The 16,565-nt window shown below is 70.5% G+C and carries 15 protein-coding genes and 1 pseudogene; 8 read left to right on the forward strand and 8 right to left on the reverse strand.

Annotation, left to right across the window (positions count from 1 at the left end; translation table 11 throughout):
• Nucleotides 1–4: 4 nt before the first annotated feature.
• Nucleotides 5–1,582, reverse strand: a complete 1,578-nt coding sequence (locus tag IE142_RS37040) for a streptophobe family protein (RefSeq protein WP_268252986.1) — start codon at nt 1,580–1,582, stop codon at nt 5–7.
• A gap of 240 nt (nt 1,583–1,822) precedes the next feature.
• Between IE142_RS37040 and IE142_RS29565 the strand changes: the two genes are divergently transcribed.
• Nucleotides 1,823–4,378 carry an ABC transporter ATP-binding protein/permease gene (locus IE142_RS29565; protein WP_191888574.1) on the forward strand — a complete coding sequence of 852 codons (2,556 nt, stop codon included), beginning with the start codon at nt 1,823–1,825 and terminating at the stop codon, nt 4,376–4,378.
• Between the two features lie 117 nt (nt 4,379–4,495).
• Here the strand turns inward: IE142_RS29565 and IE142_RS29570 are convergent, their stop codons facing one another.
• The 3 genes from IE142_RS29570 to IE142_RS29580 form a co-directional block, all read right to left on the reverse strand.
• Entirely contained in the window at nt 4,496–5,200 is a 705-nt protein-coding gene (locus IE142_RS29570) for a transglycosylase SLT domain-containing protein (protein ID WP_191888575.1), read from the reverse strand.
• Between the two features lie 353 nt (nt 5,201–5,553).
• On the reverse strand, nt 5,554–6,597 hold the full coding sequence (locus IE142_RS29575; protein WP_191888576.1) for an S-adenosylmethionine:tRNA ribosyltransferase-isomerase: 1,044 nt from the start codon (nt 6,595–6,597) through the stop codon (nt 5,554–5,556).
• Nucleotides 6,594–7,292 carry an SDR family NAD(P)-dependent oxidoreductase gene (locus IE142_RS29580; protein ID WP_191888577.1) on the reverse strand — a complete coding sequence of 233 codons (699 nt, stop codon included), beginning with the start codon at nt 7,290–7,292 and terminating at the stop codon, nt 6,594–6,596. The genes IE142_RS29575 and IE142_RS29580 overlap by 4 nt, the downstream gene beginning before the upstream one ends.
• Before the next feature lie 217 nt (nt 7,293–7,509).
• Here IE142_RS29580 and IE142_RS29585 point away from each other — a divergent pair, with 217 nt between their 5' ends.
• From IE142_RS29585 to chpE, 3 genes are all read left to right on the forward strand, one after another.
• Entirely contained in the window at nt 7,510–8,655 is a 1,146-nt protein-coding gene (locus tag IE142_RS29585) for a GAF domain-containing sensor histidine kinase (RefSeq protein WP_191888578.1), read from the forward strand.
• A complete protein-coding gene (locus IE142_RS29590) occupies nt 8,648–9,289 on the forward strand; it encodes a response regulator (RefSeq protein WP_191888579.1) in 642 nt (213 codons plus the stop codon). The genes IE142_RS29585 and IE142_RS29590 overlap by 8 nt, the downstream gene beginning before the upstream one ends.
• A 157-nt stretch (nt 9,290–9,446) precedes the next feature.
• The gene (gene chpE, locus IE142_RS29595; RefSeq protein WP_043374570.1) at nt 9,447–9,692 is read left to right on the forward strand and encodes a chaplin ChpE; all 246 of its coding nucleotides are present in this window, start codon (nt 9,447–9,449) and stop codon (nt 9,690–9,692) included.
• Between the two features lie 200 nt (nt 9,693–9,892).
• Here the strand turns inward: chpE and IE142_RS29600 are convergent, their stop codons facing one another.
• The gene (locus tag IE142_RS29600; RefSeq protein WP_191888580.1) at nt 9,893–10,681 is read right to left on the reverse strand and encodes an Rv1486c family protein; all 789 of its coding nucleotides are present in this window, start codon (nt 10,679–10,681) and stop codon (nt 9,893–9,895) included.
• Between the two features lie 154 nt (nt 10,682–10,835).
• Here IE142_RS29600 and IE142_RS29605 point away from each other — a divergent pair.
• The 3 genes and pseudogenes from IE142_RS29605 to IE142_RS29615 all read left to right on the forward strand — a co-directional run.
• A pseudogene (locus IE142_RS29605) lies at nt 10,836–11,366 on the forward strand (ABC transporter ATP-binding protein); the annotation flags it as partial.
• Between the two features lie 321 nt (nt 11,367–11,687).
• Complete coding sequence (locus tag IE142_RS29610; protein WP_191888581.1) at nt 11,688–12,122, forward strand: NfeD family protein; 435 nt, start codon at nt 11,688–11,690, stop codon at nt 12,120–12,122.
• Between the two features lie 155 nt (nt 12,123–12,277).
• Entirely contained in the window at nt 12,278–13,231 is a 954-nt protein-coding gene (locus tag IE142_RS29615; RefSeq protein WP_191888582.1) for an SPFH domain-containing protein, read from the forward strand.
• Between the two features lie 114 nt (nt 13,232–13,345).
• Here the strand turns inward: IE142_RS29615 and IE142_RS29620 are convergent, their stop codons facing one another.
• From IE142_RS29620 to IE142_RS29630, 3 genes are all read right to left on the reverse strand, one after another.
• Complete coding sequence (locus tag IE142_RS29620) at nt 13,346–13,852, reverse strand: HNH endonuclease (RefSeq protein WP_043374579.1); 507 nt, start codon at nt 13,850–13,852, stop codon at nt 13,346–13,348.
• Between the two features lie 202 nt (nt 13,853–14,054).
• On the reverse strand, nt 14,055–14,594 hold the full coding sequence (locus IE142_RS29625) for a YbhB/YbcL family Raf kinase inhibitor-like protein (protein WP_043374581.1): 540 nt from the start codon (nt 14,592–14,594) through the stop codon (nt 14,055–14,057).
• A 49-nt stretch (nt 14,595–14,643) separates the two neighbouring features.
• Nucleotides 14,644–15,426: a sporulation protein gene (locus tag IE142_RS29630; protein ID WP_191888583.1), complete on the reverse strand. Its 783-nt coding sequence runs from the start codon at nt 15,424–15,426 to the stop codon at nt 14,644–14,646.
• A 146-nt stretch (nt 15,427–15,572) separates the two neighbouring features.
• Between IE142_RS29630 and IE142_RS29635 the strand changes: the two genes are divergently transcribed.
• Complete coding sequence (locus IE142_RS29635; RefSeq protein WP_191888584.1) at nt 15,573–16,214, forward strand: DNA-3-methyladenine glycosylase; 642 nt, start codon at nt 15,573–15,575, stop codon at nt 16,212–16,214.
• Nucleotides 16,215–16,565 lie beyond the last annotated feature (351 nt).

The following is a 16,565-nucleotide window of genomic DNA, read 5'->3' on the forward strand; positions in this document are numbered from 1 at the left end:
ACCCTCACCCGCGCCGCCGCTCCAATCCGCGCGTGCCTCTGAGTCGCCGCCACCCCCATCGTCGTCCCCCCCGCCCCCGCCAACAGCACAGCCCCCGACTACCCCAGCACGCCCGACCACCCCACCAGTCCCCCCCCACCCCGGAACCCCCCACCACCCCGGCACTCCGTGCCACCGCCGTCGCCCGAGCCCCCGCCGCCCCGCTCACCCGTGTCAACAGCGCTCCGGCCGCCCCCGCCCCCGCGCCCCACACCGCACCCAGCAACAGCGCCGTGCCGAGCTGTCCGCGCAGGTCGATGCCCGCGCCGAACGCGTCGATGCCGTGTACGGACAGCGAGGCGTCCATGGACACCTCCGTCAGCCAGGTAAGCAGAGGCAGCGTCAACGCGGTCGCCACGCCCAGCCGCACGGCACACCGCCCGGCGAAAGCCGGGGAACGCGCCTCGCCGGGCGCCACAGGTGTCCGCGCCGCCGTCAGCACCCCGGCCAGCAGCAGTGTCAGCGCCGCCGCCACCCCCAGCAGCCACACCCGCCCGTCCAGCTCCGCCAGCCGCCTGAGGGTGACCGTTTCCCGCGCCCCGGCGCCCAGCAGCTCCTCCAGCGGATCGGGGAGCACCCGCACCAGTTCGCCCGTGGCCTGCCCCTCCCACGGCACGAACAGGCCGAGCGGAACGCCGAGCCACACGCCGTTCGGCGCGCCCAGCAACGCGGCGCCCACGATCCGCCGGGGGTGGTCGGCGCCGATCGCCGCCCAGCCGGCAGCCGCCCAGCCGGCCGCGACCGCCGCCAGCGCCACCGTGACCACGGCGGACACGGCCGGACGCACCACCCGGTGCACCGCCTCGCACCCGCGCGGCAGGGGAGTGCGGCGCGAGGACAGCAGCGCGATCAGCAGGACCCCGACGGACCAGACCAGCCCGCCCAGCAGCGTCGGACCGGTGTCGACGGTGAAGCCGACGGCCGCCTCGGTGTCGACCAGGTCGCCGATCCGGTCGGGGAGCACCCCACCGATGTCCCCGATGTCCCCGATGTCGCCCACGTCCCCGAGCCCGGGAATCTCGATGCCCCCATTTCCGCCGTCACTCCCGGGCAGGTCGTCCAGCCCCAGCGAACCGCCGTCGGTCGTGATGACGTCGTGACCCACCCAGGCCAGCCCTCCCAGCATCGCCACGAACAGGGCGACCACCGCGCTCGCGCGCGCCAGCAGTTCCGCGGTCGAGACCACAACTCCGGCCGCCCGCAGGGACCGTAGGAAGAAGAACGACAGGAAGAGCGCACCGACCAGTCCCACACCCAGTGGCGTGATCTCGATGCCCGTGTGCGCCTGTGCCCCTTCCAGCCCGAACGCGGACACATCACCGGCCGGCGACACCGAACCACCCGCACCGAGCGCCACGACCGCCGCGGTCATCGGGCCCAGCGATCCCGCCGCGTCCGCGCCCAGCAGGCGCAGACCGAGTGCCGCCGTGCCCGCCATCCCGGTCAACGCCCAGCTCACGGAGGCGACGGCGGACATCAGGACGTCACCCCACGGCACCCTCGTGCCGTATCCGTCGGTTCCGACGCTTGTGGACGCGCTCATGGCAGACCCCCCGATCCGCGGCGCGGCGGGGTTGCCGCGCATGTCCCCCTCGCGTGGAACACCACTCTCCGGGCAGGTTTCAACCCCGTCAACGGGAGCGGCCGATGGCCGCCTACGCAAGTTTCACAAGGCCCGACTTTCGGTCAGGGGGCCGAGCCTGAAATAGTTCCCCCCGATGTTCGACATCCCTAGACTCCCCGCGACGGGGGTGCATCGGGGGACAACTCAGTGGGGCTTGGAGTGCCGGAACTCGTACTGGAATCCAATGGACAGACCTGGACGCTCGATCCGTCCCGGTCGTATGCGCTCGGACGCGATCCGCAGGGGGAACTTGTCTTCGACGACGCCAGGGTGTCCTGGCGTCACGCCACGATCAGCTTCAACGGCCGCAGTTGGGTCGTCGAGGACCACGGCAGCACCAACGGCACGTTCGTGCACGGGCGGCGCGTCCAGCACATGGAGCTCGGCGCCGGTACGGTGCTGAACCTGGGCAACGCCACCGACGGACCGCGCGTCAGCCTGACCGGCGCGCAGACCCCGGTCGGCACGCCGCAGGGGCAGCAGCAGCCGTACGCCGCGCAGGGTGCGAACGCGGGCTGGGCCCAGCAGGCGCCGGCCCAGGAGCCGCAGGGGCAGCAGGCGCCACAGCAGCACGGGCAGCAGCAGGCGGGCTGGCAGCACCAGCAGTCGCAGCAGCCCGCACCGCAGCAGGGTGCACCGCGCTTCCCCCAGCAGCAGGGCTCCGGTGGCGCGGCGGGGGCGCCGCCGGCGTACGGCGACCGCAGCCCCACCACGTTCCACCAGTTCTCGCTCGGCCGCGTGATGCGCATCGGCCGCGCCCTGGAGAACGACCTGGTCGTCTCCGACCTCCAGGTCAGCCGCAATCACGCGGAGTTCCACTCGACGCCCGACGGGCGCATGGAGATCCGCGACCTCGGCTCGCACAACGGCACGTACGTCAACGGTCTGCCGATCGCCAAGGGCGGCTCCCAGCTGCTCGGCCCGACCGACATCGTGGGCGTCGGCCACTCGACGTTCCGGATCGTCGGCGACCGGCTCGAGGAGTTCGTCGACACCGGTGAGGTGTCCTTCTCCGCCCGCCACCTGACCGTCACGGTCGACGGCGGCAAGCAGATCCTCAAGGACGTCTCCTTCGGCGTGCCCGAGAAGTCGCTGATCGCGGTGATCGGCCCGTCCGGCTCCGGCAAGTCCACCCTGCTCAAGGCGCTCACCGGCTACCGGCCTGCCGACCAGGGCGAGGTCCTCTACGACAACCGGAACCTGTACAAGCAGTTCGCCGAGCTGCGCCAGCGCATCGGTCTGGTGCCGCAGGACGACATCCTGCACAAGGAGCTGACCGTCAAGCGGGCCCTGAAGTACGCGGCCAAGCTCCGCTTCCCGGCCGACACCACGGCCGCCGAGCGCGACGCCCGCATCGACGAGGTGCTGCGCGAGCTGAAGCTGGACATCCACAAGGACAAGAAGGTCACGTCCCTCTCCGGCGGCCAGCGCAAGCGCGTCTCCGTCGCCCTGGAGCTGCTCACCAAGCCGTCGCTGATCTTCTTGGACGAGCCGACCTCCGGCCTCGACCCGGGCATGGACCGCGACGTCATGCAGCTGCTGCGCGGCCTCGCCGACGACGGCCGCACCGTCCTCGTCGTGACCCACTCGGTGGCCGAGCTGGCGATCTGCGACAAGCTGCTGGTGATGGCGCCGGGCGGCTCGGTGGCGTACTTCGGTCCGCCCGAGGAGGCGCTGAACTTCTTCGGCTACGACACCTGGGCCGATGTCTTCTCCGCCTTCGAGAACTACCGCGACTACGACTGGGCGGGCCGCTGGAAGGGCTCGCAGCACTACCAGATGTACGCCGCGGACATCGACTCCGTCGCCCCGCAGGCCGTACAGGTCCCGGCGATGCAGGCGATGAAGCCGCCGAAGCCGCAGGGCTGGATGTCGCAGTTCGTCACGCTGGTGCGGCGCTATGTGTCGGTGATCGTCTCCGACAAGGGCTTCCTCGCCCTGATGGTGATCCTCCCGGCGGTACTCGGCGCGGTCAGCCTGCTCATCGACGCCGACAAGGGCCTGCTGCCCAACCCGCCCAACGCGGCCGGCCGGATCATCCCGAACGGCACGGCGACCACGGTCCTGCTGATCCTCGCGGTCGGCGCCTGCTTCGCCGGCGCCGCGAACTCGGTCCGCGAGCTGATCAAGGAACGGGTGATCTACGAGCGGGAGCGGGCTACCGGCCTGTCCCGGTCGGCGTACCTGATGTCCAAGGTGTTCGTGCTCGGTGTGATCACCGTGCTCCAGGGCCTGATGGTCGGCGTCATCGGCTTCGCCTCCCGCGAGATCCCCGAGGAGGGCCTCGTCCTCGGCGGCCTCACCCTCGTCGAGCTGTCGCTGCCGATCATGGCGCTGGGCTTCACCTCGATGATGTTCGGTCTGATCATCTCCTCGCTGGTGAAGACCGCCGAGAAGACCATGCCGCTGCTGGTCATGTTCGCGATCATCCAGGTCGTCTTCACCGGCTGTCTCTTCGCCCTGAACGGCGCCGCCGGCGTCAACCAGTTCTCGTACCTGATGCCGTCGCGCTGGGCGGTGGCCGCGGCCGGCGCCACGCTGGACTTCAACAAGATCAGCCCGCCCGAGGAGGGTGCCGAGGCCGATCCGCTGTGGGAGCACACCGTCGGCGCCTGGGGCATGGACATGGCCGCCCTGATCGCACTCGGCGTGGTCTGCGGCTTCTTCGTGGCGCGCTTCCTGCGCCGCCACGAGCCCGAGGTCATGCGGAAGTGACCCAGGGGGCCCGTCGGCCCCGGCAACGCCCCGAAGGGCGGCACCCCGTCAGGAGGGTGCCGCCCTTCGGCCGTGCGGTGCGGCGTCGGCGACGTCGTGAAGAGGTCCGCGCCGACCTCAGTACGCGCTGTCGACGTTGTCCATGGTGCCGTACTTGTCCGCGGCGTAATTGCACGCGGCGACGATGTTGGCGACCGGGTCCCAGATGTTCTTCGGGGTGCCGGGCACGTGGTAGGCCTCGAACGTCGGCGGGATGACCTGGAGCAGGCCCTTCGACGGGATGCCGTTGATGGCGTTGATGTCCCAGTTGTTGATGGCCTTCGGGTTGCCGGAGGACTCCCGCATGATGTTGCGGTGGATGCCCTCGTAGGAGCCGGGGATGCCGTGCTTCTTCATGATGGCCCGGGCCTCCCGGATCCAGCCGTCGAGGTTGTTCGGGTAGGACTTCTTGACCTCGGTGCGCTCGGCGGAGCGGCTGGCGGACTGCTTCGCCTCACGCTCGGCGGCGGCCTTCTCGGCGGCGGCCTTCTTCGCGGCGGTCTCCTTCTTCGCGGCCGCCTCCTGCTTCGCCTCGATGGCGGCGACCTTCTGGCTCGCGCCGGCGAGCTGGCCGGTGACGCCGGCGTGCACGTCCTGGATCTGCTTGGTGCTGTACGCCACCTTGGCCGTCGGAGCGGCCTCGCTCGTGGTCGTCTGACCGCTGGCCGGGACCGCGGTGAGCGCGACGGCGACGGCGCCGAGCGTGCCGACACCGGCGGCCACGATCCTGTGCTTGCGGTTCAGGGAAATACTGCGACCACGGGTGAAGATGTTCTTGGGCATGGCGGGATAGACCTCTTCGAATAGCGCGGAGGTCGCTCTCGTCCGGTGGGGACAGTTGGTGTTTCCGGTGCGAACGCCGCGGGGAAACGACCCACGGCGCTGAGCGACGAAAGCCATTCTTAGCGGCCGCAAAATTCGGAGGCAAAGGTGTGACGTACGATCCCAGGTAGTGGATCAGGGACGGGAGAAACGGGGCAGATTGGACCATCTGCCCCGCTCAAAACGGACGAGTCGCTCTCCTACTCCCCTTCGTACGTGATGCGCGCCCTATGCGCGGGCTCACACGGACCCCTCACCCTTCTCACTTTTTGTTGCTGAAGCAATGCTGTGTGTAAGGGGCTGCGCGGACCCTTCTACGGCAGGAGGAGATGGACGTCGCCGAACTCGTGCCACAGGTACCGCCCGCGTACCGCCGCCTCGTACCCGCGGTCGATCGCCGCCCGCCCCGCCACCGCCTCCAGCATCAGCAGATGCGAGGCCTCCGGCTCGTGCAGCCCCGTCAGCAGCCCGTCCACCACCCGCACCCCGCGCTCCGGCGTCACGACCAGATCGGTCCATCCCGCCCGAGCCCGTACGACCCCGTCGGGACCCGCCGCCGACTCCACCGCCCGCACGGCGGTGGTCCCCACGGCCAGCACACGCCCGTCGCCCGCTCGGACCGCGTTGATCAGCCGTGCCGACGCCTCGGGCACCGAGAACCGTTCCGGATACGGCGGCTCGTGCGACTCCGCCGACGCCACCCCCGTGTCCAGCCTCACCGGTGCGAACTGCATCCCCCGACTCACCAGCTCCGCCACCAGGCGAGCCGTGAAGGGCCGCGCCGCGCTCGGCATCTCCGCACTGCCCGTCCCGTCCTCGGACGGCAGCGCGAACACCGTCTGGTACGCCGACAACGGCTGGTCCCGCTCCGTATACGAGTAGCGAATGGGCCGCCCGTGCTCCCGCAGCAGCGCCGGCACCCGGGCGCCGGACACCCGCGCCCACCACAACCGCTCCGCACCCGGACTCAGCGGCCGCTCCAGCACCAGCCGCCCGCCGCCCGGCAGCCGCACTCCCAGCCCCTCCCTGCTGCCCGCACGCGCGCGCGTGGTGCCGCGCCCGTCGGGCTCCCGCAGCTCCACGGCCCACCGGCCGTCGTCCCCGCGCGTGGAGAAATGCACCACCACGCGCGCGTGCCCCACCCTCCCGTCCACGGCGGCGGCCAACGTCACCGACGTGTTGACGACGAGCAGGTCCCCCGCCCGCAGCAGTCCGGGCAGCTCCCGGAACCCGTGGTGCGACACCTCGGTGCCCCGCGACACCAGCAGCCGTACGTCGTCCCGCTCCAGCCCGGGACCCCGCCGCTCGGCCGGCACCCGAGCCGACAGTTCCTCCGGGACGCGCACTGCCAGCGTCATCGCCGTCCCTCCAGCAGCGCCGACGCCCCGTAGCGGCCACCGACCGGCCGCTCGTCCAGCAGCCGCAGCAGCGCCGGTACGACGCTCGACGGATCGGGCCGGGGATCGTCGTCGTCCGGCACGGCCGCCGCGTACAGGTCGGTGGCCATGTCCCCCGGATCGACCGCCCAGACCCGCAGCCCCGGCTCCTCCACGCCCAGCACCGCCGCCAGCTGGTCCAGGGCCGCCTTGGACGCCCCGTAGCCGCCCCACGTCTCGTACGCCTGCGACGCGGCATCCGAGCTGACCGCGAGCACCGCGCCCTCACGGGCGGCCCGCAGCAACGGCAGCGCCTCCTGCACCAGGCCCAGCGCCGCCACGACGTTCACCTCCAGCACCCGCCGCAGCCCGTCGAGCGACAGCTCCTCCAGCCGCACCAGAGGCTCGGCTCCCAGCGCGCTGGCGTTGCTGACCAGCAGATCCACCCCGCCCAGCCGCCGGGCCGCCGCGACCAGACCGGCCCGGTGCCCGGCGTCCGTGACGTCACCGGGCAGCGCCGCCACGCGTCTGCCGTACGCCTCCAGCGCCACCGCCGTCTCCTTGAGCGGGTCCGGCGTCCTGGCGTCCAGCACCAGGTCCCAGCCCCGCGCCGCCAGGGCCTCGGCGAACGCCCGCCCCAGTCCCTTCGAAGCTCCCGTGATGATCGCAACCGGCATGACACATGTCCCCTCGTCGTCCACGCCTCCTGATCGGAACGGCGTGGCCTCACCGTAGGAACCGGGCGCCGCGGGCCGCCTCGGGCACGGGCCGCAACCGCGCGGGGTCCTTCGCCCTAGGGCCGGCGGGCGGGACCGCGGTCCTAGGCCCACCGCCCTAGGCGACGACGTCCACAGGGCCGATCCCACCGGCACACCCCGCCGGTACCGTGAGGACATGAGTCACGGCCCCCGGTCCGGCCTCGCGGCGGTCAGTGCCGCGCTGCTGGCCATGAGCAGGCACCTCGAGGTGCGAGACGTCCTCAAGACGATCGTCGCCTCGGCCCGCGAGCTGCTCGACGCGCAGTACGCCGCCCTCGGCGTCCCCGACGACCACGGCGGCTTCGCCCAGTTCGTGGTCGACGGCGTCAGCGACGAGCAGTGGAAGGCCATCGGCCCCCTGCCCCGCCAGCACGGCATCCTCGCCGCGATGCTGCACGAGGTCACCCCCGAGCGCCTCGCCGACGTCCGCGAGGACCCCCGCTTCGAGGGCTGGCCCTCCGCCCATCCCGACCTGGTCGACTTCCTGGGCCTGCCCATCCGGGACGGCGACGAGGTCATGGGCGCGCTGTTCCTGGCCAACAAGAACTGTCCGAAGCCGACCGGCGGCTGCGGCTTCACCGCGGACGACGAGGAACTGCTGGGCATCCTCGCCCAGCACGCCGCCATCGCCCTCACCAACGCCCGGCTGTACGAACGCAGCCGCGAGCTGACCATCGCCGAGGAACGCTCCCGCCTCGCCCACGAACTGCACGACGCGGTCAGCCAGAAACTGTTCTCCCTGCGCCTGACCGCCCAGGCCGCCGCCACCCTGGTCGACCGCGACCCCGCGCGCGCGAAGGGAGAGCTCCAACAGGTCGCGGCGCTCGCCGCCGAGGCCGCCGACGAACTGCGCGCCGCCGTCGTCGAGCTGCGTCCCGCCGCCCTGGACGAGGACGGCCTCGTCGCCACCCTCCGTACCCAGATCCAGGTCCTCGACCGCGCCCACACCGCGCGCGTGACCTTCGCCGGCCACGGGGTCAAGGCACTGCCCGCCGCCCAGGAGGAAGCGCTGCTGCGCGTGGCCCAGGAAGCGCTGCACAACGCCCTGCGCCACGCCGCCGCGGACCACGTCGACGTGGCGCTGCTCCGGCGCGGCACCGGAGCGGTGCTGCGGGTCACCGACGACGGCAGGGGCTTCGACCCGCGCACGGTGCGCCGCGCGGGACGCCACCTGGGCCTGGTCTCGATGCGGGACCGGGCGAACGGCGTCGGCGGCACGCTGACCGTGGAATCGGAGCCCGGCAAGGGCACCACGATCGAGATGGAGGTCCCCGGTGGCTGACACGATCAAGGTCCTGCTCGTCGACGACCACCAGGTGGTCCGTCGGGGTCTGCGCACCTTCCTGGAGGTGCAGGACGACATCGAGGTGGTGGGGGAGGCCGCGGACGGCGCCGAGGGCGTCGACCGCGCCGAGGAGCTGAAGCCCGACGTGATCCTCATGGACGTCAAGATGCCGGGCATGGACGGCGTGGACGCGCTGCGCAGGCTCCGCGAGCTGGACAACCACGCCCGCGTGCTGATCGTCACCAGCTTCACCGAGCAGCGCACCGTGGTCCCGGCCCTGCGCGCGGGAGCCGCCGGTTACGTCTACAAGGACGTCGACCCCGACGCGCTGGCGGGCGCCATCCGCTCCGTCCACGCCGGTCACGTCCTGCTCCAGCCAGAGGTCGCGGGTGCCCTGCTGTCCCAGGAGGAGAGCACCCCCGGCCAGGGCAGAGGGGGCTCCCTCACGGAACGGGAGCGGGAGGTGCTGGGTCTGATAGCGGACGGCCGCTCCAACCGCGAGATCGCGCGCGCCCTCGTCCTGTCCGAGAAGACCGTGAAGACCCACGTCTCGAACATCCTGATGAAGCTCGACCTAGCGGACCGCACCCAGGCCGCGCTGTGGGCCGTGCGCCACGGAGTCGCCGGCTGACCCCGCATACGCTGCGGCAACCCGGAGGGTTCCCCTCCGGTGCGAGATTCATACCGTCGTGGGAATGTCCCCCGTATGGCGCACCCTCTCCGGTGCCCGGCCGTTCTCCAGTGCGTGCTGCGGCGACTGCCGCGGCGATCGCAAGGAGGGCTTGTAAGTGAAGAACCTGAAGAAGGCAGCGGCCGTGACGATGGTGGCCGGCGGGCTGATCGCCGCCGGCGCGGGCATGGCCTCCGCCACCGACGGCTCCGTCGCCCACGGCGAGGCCATCGGTTCCCCGGGCATCGCCTCCGGCAACGTCGTTCAGGCGCCGGTCCACATCCCGGTGAACGCCGTCGGCAACAGCGTCAACGTCATCGGCGTCCTGAACCCGGCCTTCGGCAACCTGGGCGTCAACCACTGACCCAGGGGACCCACGGACCTCCGGCCTCCCGGCCCCACCCGGGAGGCCGGTCGCCGTCATGGGTGTGATCCCTTGACGGCGGTGGGTCAAAACAGCCCGTCCGGCGTTCGAGGACGAGGCCGGTCAGACCGAGAGCGGGGCTCCGAGAGCGCAGCACCCCGGACGCTCACACGAACGTGGAGTACGGGTCGTGCAGGCAGTCACCGCACTCCCTTCTCCCCCTCCTCAACAACGGAGTTGTACGCCGCGACCTGCGCCCGCCGAGCCGTCCGCTCCACCGGCCGCAACACCTCCCCGCGCGCCGCCATCTCGGACGCACTCACCGCACCCCCGTGCCCGTTCTCGTAGGCCAGCGAAATCAGCATCCCCACCCGCTGAGCCAACTCCAGCACCCGTACCGCCCGCGGCGGATACCCCGGCGCCAGCACCTCCCGCCCCCGCTCAGCCCGCGCCCGGTACGCCGCCACCGCCGCCTCGGCCACCGGCCCCGACCCGGCGACGTCCAGCCGCGTCAGCACCTCCGTCGCGTCCCGCAACGCCTCCGCCAGTTCCCGCTCGGCCTCCCCGAGCGACGGCACGTCCGCCGGCGGCGCCTCCCGCACCGCCAGACAGTGCCAGACCACTTCGACGTGCACGTCACCCTCGGGCCCGGCCTCGTACACCTCCGGCACCAGCCCGAGCGCCGCCCCGTGACACACCACCGCCTCCTCCGCCTCCAGCGCACGCGCGTTGAACTCCGGCGGCCCGCTCAACCCCAGCGGATGTCCCGGCGCGGGCAGCGCGACCCGCAGCCCGGTCGCCCCGAGCGCCCGCAGCCGCCCCAGCGCCAGCGTGAGACCGACCGGAGCCGATTCGCCCGGCAGCCCCGCCACTCGGTGCACCGCGTCCTCGCCCACGATCGCGATCGCGGCGTCATCCGGCGAGACCATTCCGGCAATAAGGGCATTTCCCCAGGCGGCAAGGCGCCCTGCGCGTGGTTCCGAGAGCATGCCCCCACCCTAAGGACCGGACCGATGGAACGGCGAAGCCGACCGGTGGCGTAGATTTCCTGGAGGGGCCTGCGCCCACCAGCGCGGCGACCCGAGCCCACAGGCGTACGCGACAGCCGGAACCGGCCACACTGCAAGGGGAGACAACGCGCTCATGAGCGATGTTCTGGAGCTTCAGGACGTATCCGTGGTCCGCGAGGGCCGGGCTCTGGTGGACCAGGTCTCCTGGTCGGTGAAGGAGGGTGAGCGCTGGGTCATCCTCGGCCCCAACGGCGCCGGCAAGACCACCCTCCTCAACGTCGCGTCCAGCTACCTCTACCCCAGCAAGGGCACCGCCACCGTCCTCGGCGAGACCCTGGGCAAGCCCGGCACCGACGTCTTCGAGCTGCGCCCGCGCATCGGCATGGCGGGCATCGCCATGGCCGACAAGCTGCCCAGGCGCCAGACCGTCCTGCAGACCGTCCTCACCGCCGCCTACGGCATGACCGCCGGCTGGCAGGAGGAGTACGAGGAGATCGACGAGCAGCGCGCCCGCGCGTTCCTCGACCGCCTCGGCATGACCGAGTACCTCGACCGAAAGTTCGGCACCCTCTCCGAGGGCGAGCGCAAGCGCACTCTGATCGCCCGCGCCCTGATGACCGACCCCGAGCTGCTGCTCCTGGACGAGCCGGCCGCCGGCCTCGACCTCGGCGGCCGCGAGGACCTCGTCCGCCGCCTCGGCCGCCTCGCCCGCGACCCGATTGCCCCCTCGATGATCATGGTCACCCACCACGTCGAGGAGATCGCCCCGGGCTTCACCCATGTCCTGATGATCCGTCAGGGCAAGGTCCTGGCCGCGGGCCCGCTGGAGCTCGAACTGACCTCTCGCAACCTCTCCCTCTGCTTCGGACTCCCGCTCGTCGTCGAGCAGGTCGGCGACCGCTGGACCGCACAAGGGCTCCCGCTGTCCTGACCCGCCCCCCGTGCGCCCTGTCCCCGGCACGCCACCCGGACCTACCATGACCATGTGAACGACATCGACGCATGGGTGTGGTGGCTCGTTGCCGCGGCCGGGCTCGGAATCCCGCTCGTCGTGACGGCGATGCCGGAGTTCGGGATGCTCGCCGTCGGCGCGATCGCCGCCGCCGTCGCCTCCGGCTTCGGCGCGGACCTCGTCGTCCAGGTACTCGTCTTCATCATCGTTTCGGTCGCCCTCATCGCCGTCGTACGGCCCGTCGCCGCCCGGCACCGCGCCCAACGGCCCCAACTGGCCACGGGCGTCGACGCCCTGAAAGGCAGACAGGCCGTCGTGGTGGAGCGGATCGACGGCTCTGAGGGCGGCCGGATCAAGCTCGCCGGAGAGATCTGGTCCGCGCGCGCCCTCGACACCGCACGCGCCTACGAGGCGGGCGAGGAAGTGGACGTCGTGGACATCGAGGGGGCTACTGCGATCATCATGTGACCTCGCCGGACACAAGTGGACCGAACACCCACCGAAGCACGCGACGGTCTGTCAGACTCGACGGACAAGATCCTCAACAGCCGTAAGATGCACAGCAGTCAGGGTCAATAGGATCTGCCAGAGCGCCGAGGCGGAGAAGGGGACGGACAGCCACGATGGAACCGGTCATCATCGTTCTGATCATCCTGGTGGTGTTGGTCTTCATCGCCCTGATCAAAACCATCCAGGTCATCCCACAGGCCAGCGCCGCCATCGTCGAGCGCTTCGGCCGCTACACGCGGACACTCAACGCGGGGCTCAACATCGTCGTCCCGTTCATCGACACCATCCGCAACCGCATCGACCTGCGTGAACAGGTCGTTCCCTTCCCTCCGCAGCCGGTCATCACCCAGGACAACCTGGTCGTCAACATCGACACCGTCATCTACTACCAGGTGACCGACGCCCGCGCCGCTACCTACGAGGTCGCCAGCTACATCCAGGCCATCGAGCAGCTCACGGTCACCACACTCCGCAACATCATCGGCGGCATGGATTTGGAACGCACCCTCACCTCCCGCGAGGAGATCAACGCCGCCCTGCGCGGCGTCCTCGACGAGGCCACCGGCAAGTGGGGTATCCGCGTCAACCGCGTCGAGCTCAAGGCCATCGAACCGCCCACCTCCATCCAGGACTCGATGGAGAAGCAGATGCGCGCCGACCGCGACAAGCGCGCCGCGATCCTCCAGGCCGAAGGTGTCCGGCAGTCCGAGATCCTGCGCGCCGAGGGCGAGAAGCAGTCCCAGATCCTGCGTGCCGAGGGTGAGGCCAAGGCCGCCGCCCTGCGCGCCGAAGGCGAGGCCCAGGCCGTTCGCACCGTCTTCGAGGCCATCCACGCCGGCGACCCGGACCAGAAGCTGCTCTCCTACCAGTACCTCCAGATGCTCCCGAAGATCGCCGAGGGCGACGCCAACAAACTCTGGATCGTCCCGAGCGAGATCGGCGACGCCCTCAAGGGCCTCTCCGGAGCCATGGGCAACATCGGCGGCCTGGGCGGCGGTTCGGGCAGCGGCAACGGCGGCGCGAGCGTCCCTGCCCAGGAACGCCGCGAGAAGCCGTCGATCGACTAGCCGGCACTGTCGACGCCGGTTGGTGCCGCGCCCCGTCAGGGGCGCGGCGAACTGCGCGACCCGCCACAACGAACCCGCAGTCGGCGACGCACGTCAGCCCCTACGGCGAAACCCTCACGCAGCGTCCAGTACCAACCAATCCGGCAGCGCTTCAAGGTCGTCCCTGGCCAGCGCCAGCAACATCGCATCGGCGGGAGTCGGCTCGAACGGCTCCCGCAACAACGGCATCCCCGCCTGCTCAGGCGTCCGATTCGCCTTCCGGTGATTGTCCTCCGCGCACGAGGCCACCGTGTTCAGCCACGTGTCCTGCCCACCGTGCGACCGCGGCACCACGTGGTCCACGGTCGTCGCGCGCCTTCCGCAGTACGCGCACCGGTGCCGGTCCCGTACCAGCACGCCCCGCCGCGACCACGGAGCACGTCTTCGAAAGGGCACCCGTACGTATTGGCACAGCCTGATCACCCGGGGCGCCGGCATGTCGAGCGCGGCTCCGCGCATCCGCAGGGAGGGGTGGGCCTGTTCGACGACGGCCTTGTCCTGGAGCACCAGAACGACGGCTCGATTCAGCGTCACCGTCGACAACGGCTCGAAGCTCGCGTTCAGTACCAACGCGTCCCGCATACCAGCCCACCTCCCGTGTGCACCGGCCCACCCCTTGGCGGGCTGGGAGCAACTCTGGCCGGGCACGCCGAGATGGACAACGCAATATCTGCTGCTCTGACGGGGGTCGCACCCCCTCCCACCACCCCCGCAACAAAAATGCCCGTCCCTGATCCATTCCAAGACCAGGGGCGGGCAAACGTTCCATGAACGCTCGGAACACTCAGCCTTCGGCAGGCACCTCGTACTCACCGATCAACTGAGCCCGGCCGATCGTGTGGAACCGCAGGTTGAAGCCGACGAAGGCGGGAGTCGCCTCAGCGTCCGGGCCCAGCTTCTCCTGGTCCACGGCGTACACCGTGAACACGTACCGGTGTGGCCCGTCGCCGGCCGGCGGCGCGGCACCACCGAACTCCTTGGTCCCGTAGTCGTTACGCGCCTGTACGGCACCCTCCGGCAACCCCTCGAACCTGCCGCTGCCCGCGCCCACCGGCAGTTCGGTCACCGATGCCGGGATGTCGAACACCACCCAGTGCCAGAAACCGCTCCCCGTCGGGGCGTCCGGGTCGTAGCACGTCACGGCGAAGCTCTTGGTCTCGGCCGGGAAGCCCTCCCACCGCAGATGCGGTGAGGTGTTACCGGCCGCGTAGACCTGAGCGTCCTTGAGCGTCGCCCCCTCCTGGACGTCCTCACTCGTGACCGTGAACGACGCCACGGGCGGGTGGAAGTCATGGGGGAGCGGACGCCGCTTGAGCTCGGTCACCTCGGTACCTCCTGATCGTGTGGTGCAGTGGTGTCCGAGCCTAGAACCCTCAGAACCAGTTCCGCTTGCTGCCGACCTCGGACAGCCACTGGTTGAGGTACGCGGTCCAGTCGGTCCCCCGGTAGTCGTCCAGCCCCACCTTGAACGAACGGAACGTGTCGCTGCCCTCGCTGAACAGACCCGGCTTCTTGTCCATCTCCAGCACGACGTCCATGGCCTGGGCGTCGGCCACGAAGCTCAGCTCGACCTGGTTCAGCCCCCGGTACTGCTGCGGCGGGAAAAACTCGATCTCCTGGTAGAAGGGCAGCTTCTGCCGTGTACCCCGGATGTGGCCGCGCTCCATGTCCGCGTTCTTGAAGCGGAAGCCCAGCCCGATGAACGCGTCCAGGATCGCCTTCTGCGCGGGGAGCGGGTGCACGTTGATCGGGTCCAGGTCGCCGGAGTCCACCGCGCGGGCGATCTCCAGCTCCGTGGTGACGCCGATGTCCATACCGCGCAGCGCCTGTCCGTCGATCATGGTGATCGGCGTCTCCCAGGGGATCTCGAGTCCGAACTGCACGGCGTGCACCGCGTTCGCCTTCAGCTCGAAGGCACCGCCGAGCCGGCTCTTCGTGAACTCGATGTCCTGCTTGTACTCCTGGTCGCCGCTCTCCACCTCGACCTTGGCCTGGAGCCCCACCGACAGAGCCTCGATCTGCTGGTCGACGGAACCACCCTGGATCCGGACCTCGCCCTGGACGACGCCGCCCGGGACGACGTTGACCTCGCTCAGCACGGTCTCCACCGAAGCCCCACCGGCCCCCAGACTCGCGAGCAGCTTCTTGAACGGCATCTCTCTCCCTCTCCAGGCTGTGCGTATGACCCTCGACCCCTACAAACGCGATCCGGCCACGGCCGGTTCCAGGCCCCACACCCTGGCAAGGGGGACGGAGCACGGCCATCCCTCGCAAGGACTCACCTGCGTTACGCTCGGAGGGCATGATCGCGAGCCCCGACCGTACGCCCCTGCCCAGGGACTTCTTCGACCGCCCCATCCTCGAGGTGGCCCCCGACCTCCTGGGCCGCGTCCTCGTCCGCAACACCCCGGACGGTCCGATCGCCCTCCGCCTGACGGAGGTCGAGGCCTACGACGGTCAGAACGACCCCGGCTCCCACGCCTACCGCGGTCGCACGCCCCGCAACGACGTGATGTTCGGTCCCCCCGGACACGTGTACGTCTACTTCACCTACGGCATGTGGTTCTGCATGAACCTGGTGTGCGGACCTGAGGGCAGGGCGAGTGCGGTTCTGCTCCGCGCCGGCGAGATCATCGAGGGTGCCGAGCTGGCCCGCACCCGACGGCATACCGCGCGCAACGACAAGGAACTGGCCAAAGGCCCGGCCCGCCTCGCCACCGCCCTGGACGTCGACCGCGCCCTGAACGGCACGGACGCCTGCACCGCCGGGGACACTCCCATGCGCGTACTGACCGGCACTCCCGTGCCCAGCGACCGGGTACGCAACGGTCCGCGCACCGGTGTGGCCGGCGAGGGCGGCGTCCATCCCTGGCGCTACTGGGTCTCTGACGACCCGACAGTGAGCCCCTACCGGGCTCACGTCCCCAGGCGCCGCCGAGGTTGACTCTCCCGTGAGGGAGGCGTAATGTAGCCCGAGCCGCTTGACCCGGGTATGGCAATCGCCTGCAGTCGGAAGCGGCCAACCCACTACTTATGGTTTCCCCTCAGCGAGGGCGGATTCGGCGTGTCTGCGTGCTCGAATTCAATCTCGCGGGACTCGATTATGAGTCCCCGGAGAAATCCGCTAGCGTAGTGAATGTCGAAAGGCCGACGGGCGAAAGCCGGAAGGCAGTGACAAACCCCGCCGACGGGGAATCGGATCGAAAAGATCTGGTAGAGTCGGAGACGCAAGACCGAAGGGAAGCGCCCGGAGGAAAGCCCGAGAGGGTGAGTACAAAGGAAGCGACCGTTCCTT

This window comes from Streptomyces mutabilis (genome assembly GCF_014649815.1).
Taxonomy (GTDB): domain Bacteria; phylum Actinomycetota; class Actinomycetes; order Streptomycetales; family Streptomycetaceae; genus Streptomyces; species Streptomyces mutabilis.

Coding starts and splice junctions, on each gene's coding strand:
- IE142_RS37040 (WP_268252986.1), bottom strand. CDS start 1,582: ATGAGCGCGTCCACAAGCGTCGGAACCGACGGATACGGCACGAGGGTG.
- IE142_RS29615 (WP_191888582.1), top strand. CDS start 12,278: ATGGAACCGGTCATCATCGTTCTGATCATCCTGGTGGTGTTGGTCTTC.
- IE142_RS29600 (WP_191888580.1), bottom strand. CDS start 10,681: ATGCTCTCGGAACCACGCGCAGGGCGCCTTGCCGCCTGGGGAAATGCC.
- IE142_RS29630 (WP_191888583.1), bottom strand. CDS start 15,426: ATGCCGTTCAAGAAGCTGCTCGCGAGTCTGGGGGCCGGTGGGGCTTCG.
- IE142_RS29575 (WP_191888576.1), bottom strand. CDS start 6,597: ATGACGCTGGCAGTGCGCGTCCCGGAGGAACTGTCGGCTCGGGTGCCG.
- IE142_RS29585 (WP_191888578.1), top strand. CDS start 7,510: ATGAGTCACGGCCCCCGGTCCGGCCTCGCGGCGGTCAGTGCCGCGCTG.
- IE142_RS29620 (WP_043374579.1), bottom strand. CDS start 13,852: ATGCGGGACGCGTTGGTACTGAACGCGAGCTTCGAGCCGTTGTCGACG.
- IE142_RS29635 (WP_191888584.1), top strand. CDS start 15,573: ATGATCGCGAGCCCCGACCGTACGCCCCTGCCCAGGGACTTCTTCGAC.
- IE142_RS29570 (WP_191888575.1), bottom strand. CDS start 5,200: ATGCCCAAGAACATCTTCACCCGTGGTCGCAGTATTTCCCTGAACCGC.
- IE142_RS29580 (WP_191888577.1), bottom strand. CDS start 7,292: ATGCCGGTTGCGATCATCACGGGAGCTTCGAAGGGACTGGGGCGGGCG.